Here is a 15,077-nt window from a genome sequence, read left to right on the forward strand (position 1 = left end):
ATAAGAATTTCTAATTTTAAATCTGATTATTCACATCATCATTTTTCGTTTCACGAATGAGTAAGAATGCGATGAGTGATAAAAGTGATGCCGCAGTAAGATAATAACCAACTGCATATAAACCATAAGTTTCAGCAAGCTTAGTTGCAATAAGTGGCGCAAATGATGCACCAAAAATGCCTGCTAAGTTAAACGTTAATGCCGAACCTGTGTAACGAACTGAGGTTGGGAAAAGTTCAGATAAAACTGTACCAATCGGACCATAGGTCAATCCCATAATCGCCAAGCCAGTACATAAGAAAAGGAAGACGATTAAGGTATTTCCAGACTCTAACATGCTAGAGAAGAACAAGCCGAAAATCGCAGCAGCAATACAGACACCAATGGAGGTTGTTTTACGACCAAATTTTTCTGCAAAAATAGCTGATAAAGGAATGAATGCAGCAAAGCAAAGGGTGGCAAAGAGCTGAAGTTCCAAAAACTCACCACGTGCATAACCAAGCTTTGTGGTTCCCCAGTTTAAGGCAAAGACAGTAGTAAGATAGAACACGACAAACGTACAGATTGCTGCAATCGTACCAAGAATAAGCTTACCCGTATGTTTAGTGATAACTTCTTTAAATGGAATATTAACTTCTTTTTGCTTATCTAAAACTTTTTGGAATGCTGGAGTTTCATGTAGTTTTAAACGGATATATAAACCCACAATCACTAATACAGCACTTGCAATAAATGGAATACGCCAACCCCATTGCATAAATGCTTGCTCAGGAATAGTTGCGCTCAATAATAAAAATGAACCAGTTGCCAAAATAAAACCAATTGGAGCACCAAGCTGTGGGAACATGCCATACCATGCTCTTTTACCTTCTGGGGCATTTTCAGTTGCGAGTAATACTGCACCGCTCCATTCACCACCTAAACCCAAGCCTTGTCCTAAACGGCATACAGCCAATAGTAAGGGTGCGAAGATTCCGATATGTGCATAGGTAGGAAGTAAACCAATACATACGGTTGAAATACCCATGGTTAGTAAAGCTGCAACCAATGTGGCTTTCCGACCAATACGGTCTCCTAAATGACCAAATATTGCTGCACCGATGGGGCGGGCAATGAAGGCAATTGCGAAGGTTGCTAAAGATTGTAAGACTGCGGCACTGCCACTACTAGCAGGGAAAAACAAGTGAGGAAAAATAATAACGGCAGCAGTTGCATAGATATAGAAGTCGAAGAACTCAATGGTTGTACCGACTAAGCTTGCAAACAAAACCCGTGTTTTTGAATTAGTGGCTACTGCTGGAGCAGCAGTCGCAGAAGTTGACTCCATATAAGACCTTATATCAGCTAAAATTTATTTTTAATTTACTATTCCTTTTAAAGACGTATTTTTTCTAAAAGAATAGCGTGAAAGAACATCATCCATGACTCTTTCAGGATCACTGAATAAGAGTGAAAAATGAACTAAACTATGTACCAATAGATAGCAAGAAAATGTGCTCCTGCACCTAAAAGCACAAAAATGTGCCAGATCGCATGGGTATATCTTACCTTTTTTAACGCGTAAAACAATGCTCCAACCGTATAAGCTAAGCCGCCAATGATCAAGAAAATCAATGCGTCTTTACTTAAATACGTGCGCATGTCATCCATTACAAACACAGCAAGCCATCCCATTAAAATATAAGCGAGCAAAGAAATTTTTTGAAAACGATGTATAAAAACTAACTTGAAAAGTGTACCAATTGCAGCGATGCTCCAAAGTGCAACCAACAGATAGTGAGCTTTTGTAGTAGGAATTGCGATGCTTAAGAAGGGTGTATACGTTCCAGCAATTAAATAATAAATAGCTGTATGGTCAAGCTTCTTATACCAGTAGCGTAGATTTTGTGTTTGAGCAAAGTGATAAAGTGTAGAACTAGTGAAAACCAAAATGAGACTAAATGAGTATACCCACAAACCTACCCACTGAGCAGTTGAAAGATAAGATCCCTTTATAATTAAAAAGATAGAAGCTATAACTGCCATAATAATACCAGCCCCATGGCTGTAGGCATTAAATAGTTCTTCTTTTGGATCGTAAGTTTCCAACACAGATTTACTCATAAGTTTAATTTTTTTGATTAAAAATACGAATGTATAGAAATACAAAACAGTCGTAAAGTTATTTTATTTTTAATCCTAGACCCTTTAAACTTCTATTTTATATGAGTCTTCATTTTTAGGTATATCCGTGTCGGTTTTCTCCTTTGAGCAAGAACAGCAATTCTTTCATGAAATCAAGCAAATGCTTGATCAACAAGCTTTTGAGCGATTGATCTTGAGCCAATATAAAGGAGAGTTGGCTCAGCTGGAAAAAATTACTTTCCGCGTTGTAGAACTACATGGTCAAAAACAGCTTTCAGCCTTATATCACCATACTACCCAAGATGTGACTAAAAATTATTCATTTGAACAAGGCTTGCAGCAAATTGAGCAATTGATCATTCAGTGTAAACAAGCAAACTTATTTTCGACTACTCAAGAAATTCAACTTAAAAAAAATAAGAAAAAAGCCATGCTTAATATGGGTAAAAAACAGGCAGTAAATGCGACTCAAACGATTCAGGCCCATGATCGTGAAAAGCAACGTTATGTACAGCAGGGCAATGCATTTTTAAAAGAGCTTGGTATTACCGATGAAAAAGGCCAAATCATTCCAAGCATGGCACGTAAATGGAAACAGATTAATAAATTTATTGAAATCTTTGCCAGTGCTTATGAGCAAATTGATGCATCTCAACAAGAGTTACGCATTGTCGATTTTGGTTCGGGCAAAGGTTATTTAACTTTTGCGTTATATGATTATTTGCAAGAACAACATAAAACACCATTAATCACTGGTGTTGAATTACGCCCGAATCTGGTTGAGTTTTGCCAGAATGTTGCAGATAAAGTGCATTTTAACCACTTAGACTTTTTTGAAGGTGACGTCCGTAGTTATCAGCCAGAAAAACTGGATGTTATGATTGCCTTACACGCGTGTGATATTGCAACTGACTTTGCCATTCATACTGGAATTCGTTTAAACGCTTCAATGATTATGTGCGCGCCGTGTTGTCACAAAGAGTTACGTCCACAATTACATAGCCCAGAAGTTTTACAACCAATGCTACAGTTTGGTATTCATGCTGGACAACAAGCTGAAATGCTGACTGACACTTTACGTGCGTTACTTTTAAAAGCGTATGGCTATGAAACTAAAGTTTTTGAGTTTGTATCGCTTGAACATACCAGTAAAAACAAAATGATTTTGGCGACGAAACGCAAAAATGTTTCTGAACCTGATGCCAAAATTATGGCTCAAATCCAAGCATTGAAAGAAATGTACGGTATTAAAAAACAAACGTTGGAATTGTTGTTACAAGATCAATTGCCGATCGAAAATATTGGCTGCAAGTGCTAGAACGGTGAGCAGATGTATAAAATTATAGAGGGTGGTTGGGAACAGCTCGAGAAAGATGCGAAATACATCCGTGAACAAGTCTTTATTCAAGAACAGGGAATTGCGCCTGAAGATGAATGGGATGATTTGGATGCCACAGTTCTCCATTTTATTGTTTATGACAAAGAACAGCCTATCGCTACAGCACGTCTGTTGCCACAGCATAGCGTAGGGCGTGTTGCTGTTTTAGTGCCTTATCGAAAGCAGGGTATTGGTAAAATTTTAATGCAGCATATTATTGACTATGCACATCGTCATAAACTGCCTTATTTAAAGCTTTCTGCGCAAACTTATGTGACAGCTTTTTACGAAGCTTTAGGTTTTTATGTGCAAGGTGAGGTTTACGAAGACTGTGGCATTCCACATATTGATATGATTTTAGAATTAACTTGAGACTTCTTTTTAGAAATCTCAAGTTGGATTTATTTCATTGTATTCCAGCTTTCAATTGCCTGTAGCCCTGTTTCTAAGCCGACTTCATAGCTATAACGAAGCTTTTTCGGGTTAGTAGTTAAACGGCCAGCCATATTTTTAAGAGGTGGTGGGCAAACTTCTAAAATTTGCTGTTCTGGATTTTCACCACGAACAAAATCGACCGAAGCGTTATAACGAGCACAACGGCTACGTAAGCTGTTTGCAAAACCATAATGATGTTTAAACGCATATTTTGCGAGGAATTGATCACCTCGACTACTCGCCTTAAAGTAATTTTTCGGGCGTGTGCGTAAAACCAATAGTTTCTTTACGTCACTTTGCTGAGCCGTCCAGCGAACGGGTAGGGCATCTGCAACGCCACCATCAAAATAAGGTTCACCCATAATATCGACGGGATGACGCGTTAACACTGGAATTGAACTAGAAGCACGTAGTGCGTTTAGTAAATTATCTTTACCAGCACGGAGATATTCCGCATGACCTGTTTTCGCATGCGTCAACACCATATAAAAATCTGGGTTTTTGGCAAAAAGGCTCTGTTGATCAAGTGGGTGCTCTTGCTCACCAATTTCCCACATCCATTTTAAATCAAGTAAATCGCCGCCTTTAAAAAAGCGTTTGTAATCGATGAATTCAGGACGAAGTGAGTGATCAACATAAAACGTTAGAGTGCGGCCTTGCTGGCCTGCCAAGTAGTTAGCCACATTAGTCGAACCAGACGATACACCAACGTATAAGTCAAAAGGATTGAACTGTTGTTGTAAAAACGCGTCAAGTACACCACTGGTAAAGGCACCACGCATGCCTCCACCTTCTACAACCAATGCGTTGCGGGAAAAATCTGTCATTTGAAAAATATCTGATTACTGAGTTGAGTGCTTATGTTCTTGCATATCCATTTCAGGCATATCGTCATGTTGAGCGTGTTGCTCTGTAGAGTGTTCAGCTTTTTGCTGCATTTGCTCTTGTTGTGCTTTGCGCTGTGCTCCTGGCATATAGTCAGGTTCATTACTCATTGCTAAATAGAAAAAGCCAAGGAAAATCGCACTTAAAACACCAACGATCAGAACAAATTTCCAGCCTAGAACTGCTGACTCGGAAGAATTTTTATCGGACATAAGGATTTCTCGAATGTGCTGTAGAAGCACAAAAATGAAGTCTATTTATAGCATATTTAGGCCTAGGGCTGAAATCTTAAAGGTCATAAAGAAAAACCCATATAAATAAAATATATTTATATGGGTAAGGTTTATGCAGTTTTTAAATATTCAGTAAGTCTAAGTTATTGAATATTTTGTTTCTGCTCTGCTTTGTTTTTTAGTAAAGCTGGCGGTGTAAAACGTTCACCATATTTGGCAGCTAACTCTTCAGCTCGTTTTTGTGCTTTATCAGTGCCGTATTGATTTAGGAATTGAATTGCTCCACCCGTCCAAGGCGCATAACCAATCCCAAAGATAGAACCGACATTGGCATCAATCACAGACTCCAACACACCTTCTTCATAACAACGTAAGGTATCTAACGCCTGTACAAACAGAATGCGATCAATCATGTCTTGTTCAGAAATATCATGATCTTTTTCCCAGCGGTTCAAGCCTTCCCAAAGGTGCTTTTTACCATTTTCTGGATATTCATAGAAACCAGCGCCAGCCGCCTTACCTTTACGGTTTAGCTCATGAATCATAGTGTGAACGACTTCGTCTACAGAGGTTTTAGGTAAATCTTTTCCTTCGGCTTGCAGAGCTTTACGTGCCTCACCAGCAACATGTTCGGTTAATGTTAAAGACACTTCATCTTGAATAGCGAGTGGTCCAACTGGCATGCCAGCTTTAAGAGCAGCCATTTCAATACGTGCTGGGTGGACGCCTTCTGCAAGCAAACGCATACCTTCTTGAATGAACGTACCAAACACGCGACTGGTAAAGAAACCGCGGCTGTCATTAACGACAATTGGTGTTTTTCCAATTTGTTGTACAAAGTCATAGGCTTTAGCAAGAGTTTCACTTGAGGTATTTTTACCTTTAATAATCTCGACCAACTGCATTTTGTCGACAGGGCTAAAGAAGTGTAGACCGATAAACGCTTTATCATCCTTACTTGCTTGAGCTAAACCCGTAATTGGTAGGGTTGAGGTGTTGGAAGCCATCACGCCATTAGGCGCTAAATATTGTTCGGCTTCTTGAGTGACTTTAGCTTTGAGCTCTTGGTTTTCAAATACCGCTTCAATAATTAAATCACAGCCTTGTAGATCTGCTGCTGAAGCTGTAGCAGTAATGAGCGATAAAACCTGATCACGTTTTTCTGCCGTCATGCGGCCTTGTGAAACACGTTTATCAAGAAGCTTCTGTGAGTAAGCTTTGCCTTTCTCAGCATTTTCAATAGATACGTCTTTGAGTACAACTGGAATGCCTTTAATGGCTGTTGAATAAGCAATGCCCGCACCCATCATGCCTGCACCTAATACACCAACTTTGGTTGCTTGCCATTTTGCAACGTCGGCAGGGCGGCTAGCACCAGACTTAATCGCATTTAGACCATGCCAGAAAGTACCGATCATATTTTTGGAAATTTGGCCTGTTGTAAGCTGGGTAAAGTAGCGAGATTCAATACGCAGTGCAGTATCTACATCGACTTGAGCGCCTTCAACTGCGGCAGCCATAATCGCTTCAGGAGCAGGGTAGCAACCTTTGGTTTTGTCTCTTAACATGGCTGGTGCAATTGCAAGAACTTGTGCAACTGCTGGAGTTTTTGGATCACCGCCCGGAATTTTATAACCCTTCACATCAAAAGGCTGCTGAGACTTTGGATTGGCCTTTATCCAAGCAATTGCTTTATCTAAAAGCTCTTGTTCATTTTCAGCAGTATCGTGAATTAAACCTAAAGATTTTGCTTTATCAACACCGAACTGTTTGCCTTCCATTAAAAATGGGAATGCATTTTGAAGCCCAAGCAGACGTACCATGCGTACAATACCGCCGCCACCCGGTAACAAACCTAAAGTAACTTCTGGTAGGCCAAATTTGCTTTTCAGGTCATTGATTGCAATACGGTGATGGCAACTTAATGCGATTTCCCAACCGCCGCCAAGTGCTGTGCCATTTAATGCAGCAACAACTGGAATCCCTAGCGTTTCAATTGTACGTAAATGACCTTTTAGCTTTTCAACCATATTAAAAAAGTCAGTCGCATGTTCCGGCTGAACTTGAATCAGCTCATCTAGGTCACCGCCTGCAAAGAAAGTTTTCTTAGCTGAGCGGAAAATAACACCTGAAAGTTCTGTTTCTGCTTTAAGTTTCTGAGTTGCTTCATCGAGCGAGTCACGAAACTCAGCATTCATGGTGTTCGCAGATTGACCTGTTGAATCAAGCGTTAAAATGACAATATTGTCGGCATTTTTTTCGTATTGAATTGCACTCATCTTTTATATCCCTAATTTTTATACGCGTTCAATAATGGTGGCAATACCCATCCCACCACCAACACAGAGCGTCGCTAAACCGCGCTTTTTATCTTGTCGTTCAAGCTCATCAAGTAGTGTGCCTAAAATCATGGCACCTGTTGCGCCTAAAGGATGGCCTAAAGCAATCGCACCGCCATTTACGTTGACTTTTTCAACAGGAACGTTGAGCTCATTAATAAAACGCATAACAACAGCTGCAAAGGCTTCATTGACTTCAAAGAGGTCAATATCATCAATAGTAAGACCAGCTTTTTCTAAAGCTTTACGTGCAGCAGGAGCAGGGCCTGTCAGCATGATGGTTGGGTCAGTACCGACTAGTGCAGTCGCCAAAACTTTAGCGCGTGGTTTTAAATTTTGTTCTTTTACCGCTTTTTCAGAAGCCAATAAAACTACAGCTGCTCCATCAACAATACCTGATGAGTTACCTGCGTGATGAACATGATTAATTTTCTGTGCTTCTGGATATTTTTGCAAAGCGATTGCATCAAAGCCCATTTGCCCCATCATTTCAAAACTTGGGTTGAGCTTCGTTAGACCTTCGAGTGTGGTATTGCCTTTAATAAACTCATCTTTATCTAAAATCACCACGCCTGCGTGATCTTTTACTGGTACGACAGAGTGATTGAAATAACCATTTGATTGAGCTGCTGCTGCTTTTTGTTGTGACTTCACAGCAAAATTATCAACATCTTCACGGCTATAGCCATCTAAGGTTGCAATAAGATCGGCGCCAATACCTTGCGGAACAAATGATGATTTAAGGTTTGTTTCAGGATCTAACGCCCATGGTCCTCCATCGGAACCCATTGGGATACGTGACATTGATTCAACGCCACCAGCAACCACTAAATCTTCCCAACCAGAACGAACTTTCATGGCTGCCATGTTGACGGCTTCCAAGCCTGAAGCACAAAAACGATTGATTTGAACCCCAGCAACGTCATCATTCCAACCAGCTGCAATGGCTGCAGTTTTGGCAATGTCACCACCTTGATCACCAATAGGAGTTACGCAGCCTAAAACAATGTCGTCGACTTTAGATGTATCGAGTTGATGGCGCTGCTGTAATTCATTTAATAAAGTGGTGAGTAAGGTAATTGGTTTTACTTCATAAAGAGAGCCGTCTTTTTTTCCTTTTCCGCGTGGGGTGCGAATGGCATCAATAATATAAGCCTCGCTCATAGCAGTTCCTTTTTTATTGCTTAAAATTTATTTGTGTTTTGAGTGTACTGGTTTTAATAGCGAGTGCAATGACGATAAGCGCACCAGTCAGGTGATGATTTTTGCCAATAGAAATACAAAAAAGCCCAAGTTGAACTTGGGCTAAATGTGAAACTTAAATAGATTGAAGAATTAGTGATAACCGTGTAGCTGGCGATATAGGCCAGGGGTTACACCCGTCCATTTTTTAAATGCGCGGTGGAACGTACTGGTTTCACTAAAACCAACTTGTTGAGCAACGTCTTCAAGTGTTAATTCAGGGTTGAGTAATAAGTGAATTGCAGCATCTCGACGTAAGGCATCTTTTACACCTTGATAGCTTTTACCTTCGGCAGCCAAGCGGCGACGTAAGGTTTGAGGAGATAAATACAACATTGATGCAACGTCATTAAGCGTTGGCATTTCTTCACCAATCTGGCTTTTGAGTACTTCACGAATACGAGAAGTTAGCGAGTTGGTATTTTTGAATTTTACTAAAAGCTGAGCAGGCGCTGCTTTTAAGAATTCTTCTAGCGTTTTTTCATCTTGACGGATTGGCAAATCAAGATAATCAGCCGCAAAGGTTATTTCAGTACGCGGTGCATCAAACTGCATGACTGGTGCAAAAAATAATGCATCATATTCATCTGCATGTGCTGGACGTGGGTAGCTAAAATGAACACGCTCTAATGGCAAACGGCGTTCAATGAGCCATGATGCTAGACCATGCCAAATCATAAGCATACTTTCGGTAATGAAATGATCTGGATCTAAAGTTTTTGGAATGAGCGGAACTAGACGTGCTTCATGCTTGTCACGCTCTAAGCTGACAGACCATTCATCGCCAAATAATTTGTAAAATTGAGATGACAGTTCAAGGGCTTGGCCCAATGTTTTTGCGTGAATAATCAACTGACACATAATGGCAAAAGTGCCCAGACGACGTGGTTGTACGTCAAATCCAACGTGTTCATCCTGTGTGACCATCCACAACATTTTTATAAAACGAGTGTATTGTTCTGGTGAGATTCGAGCTTTAGGTTGACGTAATAATTCCGCTTCAATGCCCACATGTGAAAGGAGCATTTCAACATCCATGCCAAGGCGCTTTACGCCTGTCAAAGCCGCATTCACGAAGTGGATGCTAATCGTATCGCGACTCATATTGAATCCTTCAGTCTCTTTGATGTTCACTTTAAATTGACCTAAATGACCGTCTAAAAAAATAAATTGGCGATTTACAACAGAGTAAAAGCACTTTTTACATGTTAAATTGCCGAAATGATCAAGGTAAATGGCTGAACATGACATTGTTTTAGAATATTTGCTTAACTAATATAAAAGAAAATATGAATAATAGTGGTTAAAAAAACGATGACGACAGCATTAAATGGACTTAAAGTTCTCGATTTCTCGACACTCTTACCCGGACCTTTTGCCACAATGTACTTAGCCGATATGGGAGCAGAAGTCATCCATATCGAATCTCCATCGCGTCCAGATTTAATTCGGATCATGCCACCCTATGCAAATGGGCAAGCAACGGCACATAGTTATTTAAACCGAAATAAACAGTCAATTGTTCTTGATTTAAAAGATCCTGCAAGTATCGAATTAATTAAAGCCAAAATTTCCGAGTTTGATATTGTCATAGAGCAGTTTCGACCTGATGTTATGCGCCGTCTAGGATTAGATTATTCAACACTTGCCGAAATTAATCCTCGCTTAATTTACTGCTCAATTACAGGTTATGGACAAACAGGAAGCTATAAAGATAGAGCAGGGCATGACATTAACTATTTAGCTTTAGCTGGTATTGCTGGATATAGTGGCCGACAAGACAATGGTCCGCCACCACTTGGTATTCAAGTTGCAGACATTGCAGGTGGTTCACTTCATGCAGTGATTGCTATTTTAGCGGCGGTGGTTGAACGCGGGCGTAGTGGACAAGGGCAATATATTGATATTTCTATGACTGATTGTGTTGCTAGCCTCAATAGTATGGCCGCATCCGCTACACTTGCCGCGCAGGTTGAACAGGCTCCTGAGCATGGCATGCTCAATGGTGGCATTTTCTATGACTATTATATGACTCAAGATGGTCGTTATCTTTCAATAGGTAGTCTTGAGCCACAGTTTATGTCTGGTTTGTCCGTAGCTCTTGATTTGCCTTTATTATTACAAAAAGGCGCTTCTTTGGATGTTGAAGATAGAAAGGAAGTTAAACAAGCGATTCAAGAAAAAATTAAAAGCAAAACATTTAAAGAGTGGCATGAAATTTTTGCAAACCTTGATGTGTGTGTAGAACCTGTTTTAAGTCTCACTGAGTCATTAAACTCGCCCTTAGCACAACAACGTGGATGGATTGTGGATGTTCCTTTGCAGAATAATACAGCAGATACAGAACCACAGTTGGCTTGCCCAATTAAGTTTTCAAGATCAAAAATGAGATATTCCTTTATAGGTCAAAAACTTGGTGAAGGACAATGGTAAAGAGCTGAGGTTATTTCTTAGACACTGTGTATTAAGATTATTATTAGATTAATCAATTGATTAACATTTTGAATAATTTCTTTACATAAAATTAGCGTACCCTTTATAAACAAAGACATAAAAGGTATGTAAACATGAAAACACATAAATCCTTGATGGCTTCCTGTTTATCCGTTTTATCAATTACTCTTTTCATACAGCACGCACAAGCTGCTGCTGCATTCGACCCAAATAGTCCGTGGATGTTGGGTGATTGGAACGGTCAACGCACCGCGTTACAAGCACAAGGTTATGATTTTTCTTTTGGATATACCGGCGAATACGCCGGTATTTTAGATTCAAAAAATACATCAACGCATGGTAGTGCTTATACGGGGCAACTTGCTTTAGGAACTCATTTTGATCTAAACAAAATTTTAGGGTGGCAAGATACAGAAGCTCAAATCACATTAACTTATCGTGATGGGCAATCACTTTCTGAACATTCACCAGCTTTAGCGGGGCATTTAAGCTCGGTACAAGAAGTGTGGGGGCGTGAGCAAACTTGGCGTTTAACCGATTTGTGGATCAAGAAAAAATTTCTTGACCAGAAGTTAGACGTGAAAGTTGGTCGTTTTGGTGAAGGTGAAGACTTTAATAGTTTTGACTGTGATTTCCAGAACTTGGCGCTTTGTGGTTCACAAGTCGGTAACTGGGTGGGCGAACAGTGGTATAACTGGCCAGTCAGCCAATGGGCAATGCGCGTTAAATATAACTTGCAACCCGATTTATATACGCAAGTAGGTGTATATGAATATAATCCAGAAAATCTGGACCGAGGCAAAGGCTTTAACCTAAGTACCGATGGCTCTCACGGTGCAATTATTCCAGCAGAAGTAGTGTGGTCACCTAAATTAGGCGCTCAAAGTATGGCTGGTGAATACCGTTTAGGGTATTACTACAGCACTGCTGATGCCGAAGAAATTACAAATAAGGCTCAAACATCTCATAAGCAAGGGGTGTGGGTAACTGCAAAACAAAAATTATTCCAGCCGGTTGATCAAACAGATCGTGGTTTGACTGGGTTTGTGAACCTAACGTTCCACGACTCTGATACCAACAAAATTGATAACATGCAAAATGTAGGCTTAGTCTATAAAGGTTTGCTCAATCAACGTCCTCAAGATGAATTGGCATTAGGTGTTGCACGTATCCATATCAACGATGATTGGAACGATGTCCAAAATAAAGAATACGACACTGAATACAATACCGAGCTTTACTACGGTATTCATGCGACAAACTGGCTAACTATCCGTCCAAATGTGCAATATGTTCGTCATGTTGGTGCATTAAAAAATGGTGATAACACTTGGGTAGGCGGTATTAAATTCTCAACTGCATTCTAAGCGTAATTACTCCGAAAAACGGATTGTCGAGGGCTAAATCATTGATTGAATAATCCTGACCTTCCGTTTTTTCTTTATGCCTGAGTTTTGTTTTAGATGTATTGATAGGCCGATTTTTGATGAAAAGCTTGGCCTATCTTTCCGATAAAAATGATGATTGATAAGAGGTGGTTTATGACTCAACCTACTTCAAGATCAGGTTTAACGACTTTTACCGTAATTATTATTGGGTTATTAGCGTTATTCCTGTTAATTGGAGGTATTTGGCTCGCTACATTAGGCGGTTCAATTTACTATATTATTACTGGTGTATTACTCCTAATTGTTGCATGGCAACTCTATAAGCGCGCATCTACCGCATTGTGGGTGTACGCTGCTTTAATGCTAGGTACCATTATTTGGGGTGTCTGGGAAGTTGGAACAGACTTCTGGGCGCTTGCACCTCGTTTAGATATTTTAGGTATTCTTGGTTTATGGTTATTGGTTCCAGCCGTAACTCGTGGAATCAGCAACCTTGGATCAAGTAAAGTTGCCTTATCTTCAACTCTAGCAATTGCAATCTTATTGATGGTTTATTCTATCTTCAACGATCCGCAAGAAATTAATGGTGAAATTAAGACACCTCAACCAGAAACTGCTCAAGCGGTGCCAGGTGTAGCAGAGAGTGACTGGCCAGCGTATGGTCGTACTCAGGCAGGTGTACGTTATTCTCCGTTAAAACAGATTAATGATCAAAACGTAAAAGATTTGAAAGTTGCTTGGACTTTACGTACTGGCGATCTTAAAACGGATAATGACTCTGGCGAAACGACCAATCAGGTTACACCGATTAAAATCGGTAATAACATGTTTATCTGTACAGCTCACCAGCAATTAATTTCAATTGATCCTGCGACAGGTAAAGAAAAATGGCGTTTTGATCCGAAGCTTAAAACGGATAAATCGTTCCAGCATTTAACTTGCCGTGGTGTGATGTACTACGATGCAAACAACACAACTGAGTTTGCAACGAGTCTTCAAAGCAAGAAATCTGACTCTACACAATGTCCGCGTAAAGTCTTTGTTCCTGTGAATGATGGCCGTTTAGTTGCGGTGAATGCTGACACTGGTAAAGCATGTACTGACTTTGGTAAAAATGGTGAAGTGAACTTGCAAGAGTTTATGCCATATGCTTACCCAGGTGGTTACAACCCAACATCTCCTGGTATCGTGACTGGTTCAACAGTTGTTATTGCTGGTTCGGTAACCGATAACTACTCAAATAAAGAACCATCTGGTGTAATTCGTGGATACGACGTTAACACTGGTAAACTCCTTTGGGTATTTGATACAGGTGCAGCAGATCCAAATGCAATGCCGGGCGAAGGTACGAATTTCGTTCATAACTCACCAAATGCGTGGGCTCCTTTAGCATACGATGCTAAACTTGATATCGTTTATGTTCCAACAGGTGTAGGTACTCCAGATATCTGGGGTGGTGACCGTACCGAATTGAAAGAGCGTTATGCGAACTCGATGTTAGCGATTAATGCCTCAACTGGTAAACTGGTATGGAACTTCCAAACAACCCATCACGATCTATGGGATATGGACGTACCATCACAACCATCTTTAGCTGATATCAAAAACAAAGCTGGCCAAACTGTTCCTGCAATCTATGTATTGACTAAAACAGGTAATGCCTTTGTTCTTGATCGTCGTAATGGTCAACCAATTGTTCCTGTAACTGAGAAACCAGTTCCGCAAACAGTTAAACGTGGACCACAAACTAAAGGCGAGCATTATTCAAAAACTCAACCATTCTCTGACTTGAACTTGGCACCACAAGACAAATTGACAGATAAAGATATGTGGGGTGCCACTATGCTTGATCAGCTTATGTGTCGTGTATCTTTCAAACGTCTAAATTACGATGGTATTTATACTCCACCATCTGAAAACGGTACTTTAGTTTTCCCTGGTAACCTAGGTGTATTTGAATGGGGCGGTATGTCAGTTAACCCTGACCGTCAACTTGCTGTGATGAACCCGATTGGTTTGCCATTCGTAAGTCGTTTAATTCCTGCCGATCCAAACCGTGCACAAACTGCAAAAGGTGCAGGAACTGAGCAGGGCGTACAACCGATGTACGGAGTACCTTATGGTGTTGAAATTAGCGCATTCTTATCTCCACTTGGTTTACCTTGTAAACAACCAGCTTGGGGCTATGTAGCTGGCGTTGATTTGAAAACTCATGAAGTGGTATGGAAAAAACGTATTGGTACAATTCGTGACAGCTTACCGAACTTGTTCCAGTTACCAGCTGTGAAAATTGGTGTGCCTGGCTTAGGTGGTTCAATTTCTACTGCCGGTAATGTCATGTTTGTTGGTGCAACTCAAGATAACTACTTACGTGCGTTTAACGTTACTAACGGTAAGAAACTTTGGGAAGCTCGTTTACCAGCAGGTGGACAAGCGACACCAATGACTTATGAAATCAATGGTAAGCAATATGTTGTGATCATGGCTGGTGGTCATGGTTCATTTGGTACAAAAATGGGCGACTATTTAGTGGCCTATGCCTTACCAGATAACAAATAAAAAGCTTTTATAGAAAGGGCCTGGATTTATCCGGGCTTTT

12 protein-coding genes are annotated in these 15,077 nt (G+C 40.3%); 5 read left to right on the top strand and 7 right to left on the bottom strand.

The genetic code is table 11. The annotated features are described in order from the left end of the window. Positions 1-16 precede the first annotated feature (16 nt). A complete protein-coding gene (locus ACT53H_RS15795) occupies positions 17-1,327 on the bottom strand; it encodes an MFS transporter (RefSeq protein ID WP_004789185.1) in 1,311 nt (436 codons plus the stop codon). Between the two features lie 134 nt (positions 1,328-1,461). Next, positions 1,462-2,103, bottom strand: a complete 642-nt coding sequence (gene trhA, locus ACT53H_RS15800; protein WP_151964317.1) for a PAQR family membrane homeostasis protein TrhA — start codon at positions 2,101-2,103, stop codon at positions 1,462-1,464. A gap of 127 nt (positions 2,104-2,230) precedes the next feature. Here trhA and ACT53H_RS15805 point away from each other — a divergent pair, with 127 nt between their 5' ends. Next, positions 2,231-3,442, top strand: a complete 1,212-nt coding sequence (locus tag ACT53H_RS15805) for a class I SAM-dependent methyltransferase (protein ID WP_174759284.1) — start codon at positions 2,231-2,233, stop codon at positions 3,440-3,442. 12 nt (positions 3,443-3,454) lie between these two features. Further along, positions 3,455-3,874: a GNAT family N-acetyltransferase gene (locus tag ACT53H_RS15810; RefSeq protein WP_174759283.1), complete on the top strand. Its 420-nt coding sequence runs from the start codon at positions 3,455-3,457 to the stop codon at positions 3,872-3,874. A gap of 29 nt (positions 3,875-3,903) precedes the next feature. On the opposite strand, the gene ACT53H_RS15815 is transcribed toward ACT53H_RS15810, so the two are convergent. The 5 genes from ACT53H_RS15815 to ACT53H_RS15835 all read right to left on the bottom strand — a co-directional run bounded on the left by ACT53H_RS15815 (position 3,904) and on the right by ACT53H_RS15835 (position 9,740). After that, on the bottom strand, positions 3,904-4,764 hold the full coding sequence (locus ACT53H_RS15815) for a patatin-like phospholipase family protein (protein WP_174759282.1): 861 nt from the start codon (positions 4,762-4,764) through the stop codon (positions 3,904-3,906). 15 nt (positions 4,765-4,779) lie between these two features. Continuing rightward, positions 4,780-5,034, bottom strand: coding sequence for a hypothetical protein (locus tag ACT53H_RS15820; RefSeq protein ID WP_004789195.1), 255 nt, complete (start codon positions 5,032-5,034; stop codon positions 4,780-4,782). Positions 5,035-5,198: 164 nt separating this feature from the next. Next, a complete protein-coding gene (locus ACT53H_RS15825; protein WP_476009633.1) occupies positions 5,199-7,334 on the bottom strand; it encodes a 3-hydroxyacyl-CoA dehydrogenase NAD-binding domain-containing protein in 2,136 nt (711 codons plus the stop codon). A gap of 18 nt (positions 7,335-7,352) precedes the next feature. Continuing rightward, positions 7,353-8,558: an acetyl-CoA C-acetyltransferase gene (locus tag ACT53H_RS15830; protein WP_476009634.1), complete on the bottom strand. Its 1,206-nt coding sequence runs from the start codon at positions 8,556-8,558 to the stop codon at positions 7,353-7,355. Positions 8,559-8,729: 171 nt separating this feature from the next. Beyond that, positions 8,730-9,740 carry an AraC family transcriptional regulator gene (locus tag ACT53H_RS15835; protein WP_004789200.1) on the bottom strand — a complete coding sequence of 337 codons (1,011 nt, stop codon included), beginning with the start codon at positions 9,738-9,740 and terminating at the stop codon, positions 8,730-8,732. A 210-nt stretch (positions 9,741-9,950) separates the two neighbouring features. Between ACT53H_RS15835 and ACT53H_RS15840 the strand changes: the two genes are divergently transcribed. The 3 genes from ACT53H_RS15840 to ACT53H_RS15850 all read left to right on the top strand — a co-directional run bounded on the left by ACT53H_RS15840 (position 9,951) and on the right by ACT53H_RS15850 (position 15,037). Then, positions 9,951-11,069 (top strand): CaiB/BaiF CoA transferase family protein, encoded by a 1,119-nt coding sequence (locus tag ACT53H_RS15840; protein WP_004789201.1) that lies wholly within the window; start codon positions 9,951-9,953, stop codon positions 11,067-11,069. Positions 11,070-11,224: 155 nt separating this feature from the next. Beyond that, complete coding sequence (locus ACT53H_RS15845) at positions 11,225-12,457, top strand: carbohydrate porin (protein ID WP_476009695.1); 1,233 nt, start codon at positions 11,225-11,227, stop codon at positions 12,455-12,457. Between the two features lie 174 nt (positions 12,458-12,631). Then, positions 12,632-15,037 (top strand): glucose/quinate/shikimate family membrane-bound PQQ-dependent dehydrogenase, encoded by a 2,406-nt coding sequence (locus ACT53H_RS15850; protein ID WP_476009635.1) that lies wholly within the window; start codon positions 12,632-12,634, stop codon positions 15,035-15,037. The last annotated feature ends 40 nt before the right edge of the window (positions 15,038-15,077 follow it).

Source organism: Acinetobacter sp. DMC2, assembly GCF_056314305.1.

Coding starts and splice junctions, on each gene's coding strand:
- ACT53H_RS15820 (WP_004789195.1), bottom strand. CDS start 5,034: ATGTCCGATAAAAATTCTTCCGAGTCAGCAGTTCTAGGCTGGAAATTT.
- trhA (WP_151964317.1), bottom strand. CDS start 2,103: ATGAGTAAATCTGTGTTGGAAACTTACGATCCAAAAGAAGAACTATTT.
- ACT53H_RS15815 (WP_174759282.1), bottom strand. CDS start 4,764: ATGACAGATTTTTCCCGCAACGCATTGGTTGTAGAAGGTGGAGGCATG.
- ACT53H_RS15845 (WP_476009695.1), top strand. CDS start 11,225: ATGGCTTCCTGTTTATCCGTTTTATCAATTACTCTTTTCATACAGCAC.
- ACT53H_RS15810 (WP_174759283.1), top strand. CDS start 3,455: ATGTATAAAATTATAGAGGGTGGTTGGGAACAGCTCGAGAAAGATGCG.
- ACT53H_RS15825 (WP_476009633.1), bottom strand. CDS start 7,334: ATGAGTGCAATTCAATACGAAAAAAATGCCGACAATATTGTCATTTTA.
- ACT53H_RS15795 (WP_004789185.1), bottom strand. CDS start 1,327: ATGGAGTCAACTTCTGCGACTGCTGCTCCAGCAGTAGCCACTAATTCA.
- ACT53H_RS15850 (WP_476009635.1), top strand. CDS start 12,632: ATGACTCAACCTACTTCAAGATCAGGTTTAACGACTTTTACCGTAATT.
- ACT53H_RS15835 (WP_004789200.1), bottom strand. CDS start 9,740: ATGAGTCGCGATACGATTAGCATCCACTTCGTGAATGCGGCTTTGACA.
- ACT53H_RS15840 (WP_004789201.1), top strand. CDS start 9,951: ATGACGACAGCATTAAATGGACTTAAAGTTCTCGATTTCTCGACACTC.
- ACT53H_RS15830 (WP_476009634.1), bottom strand. CDS start 8,558: ATGAGCGAGGCTTATATTATTGATGCCATTCGCACCCCACGCGGAAAA.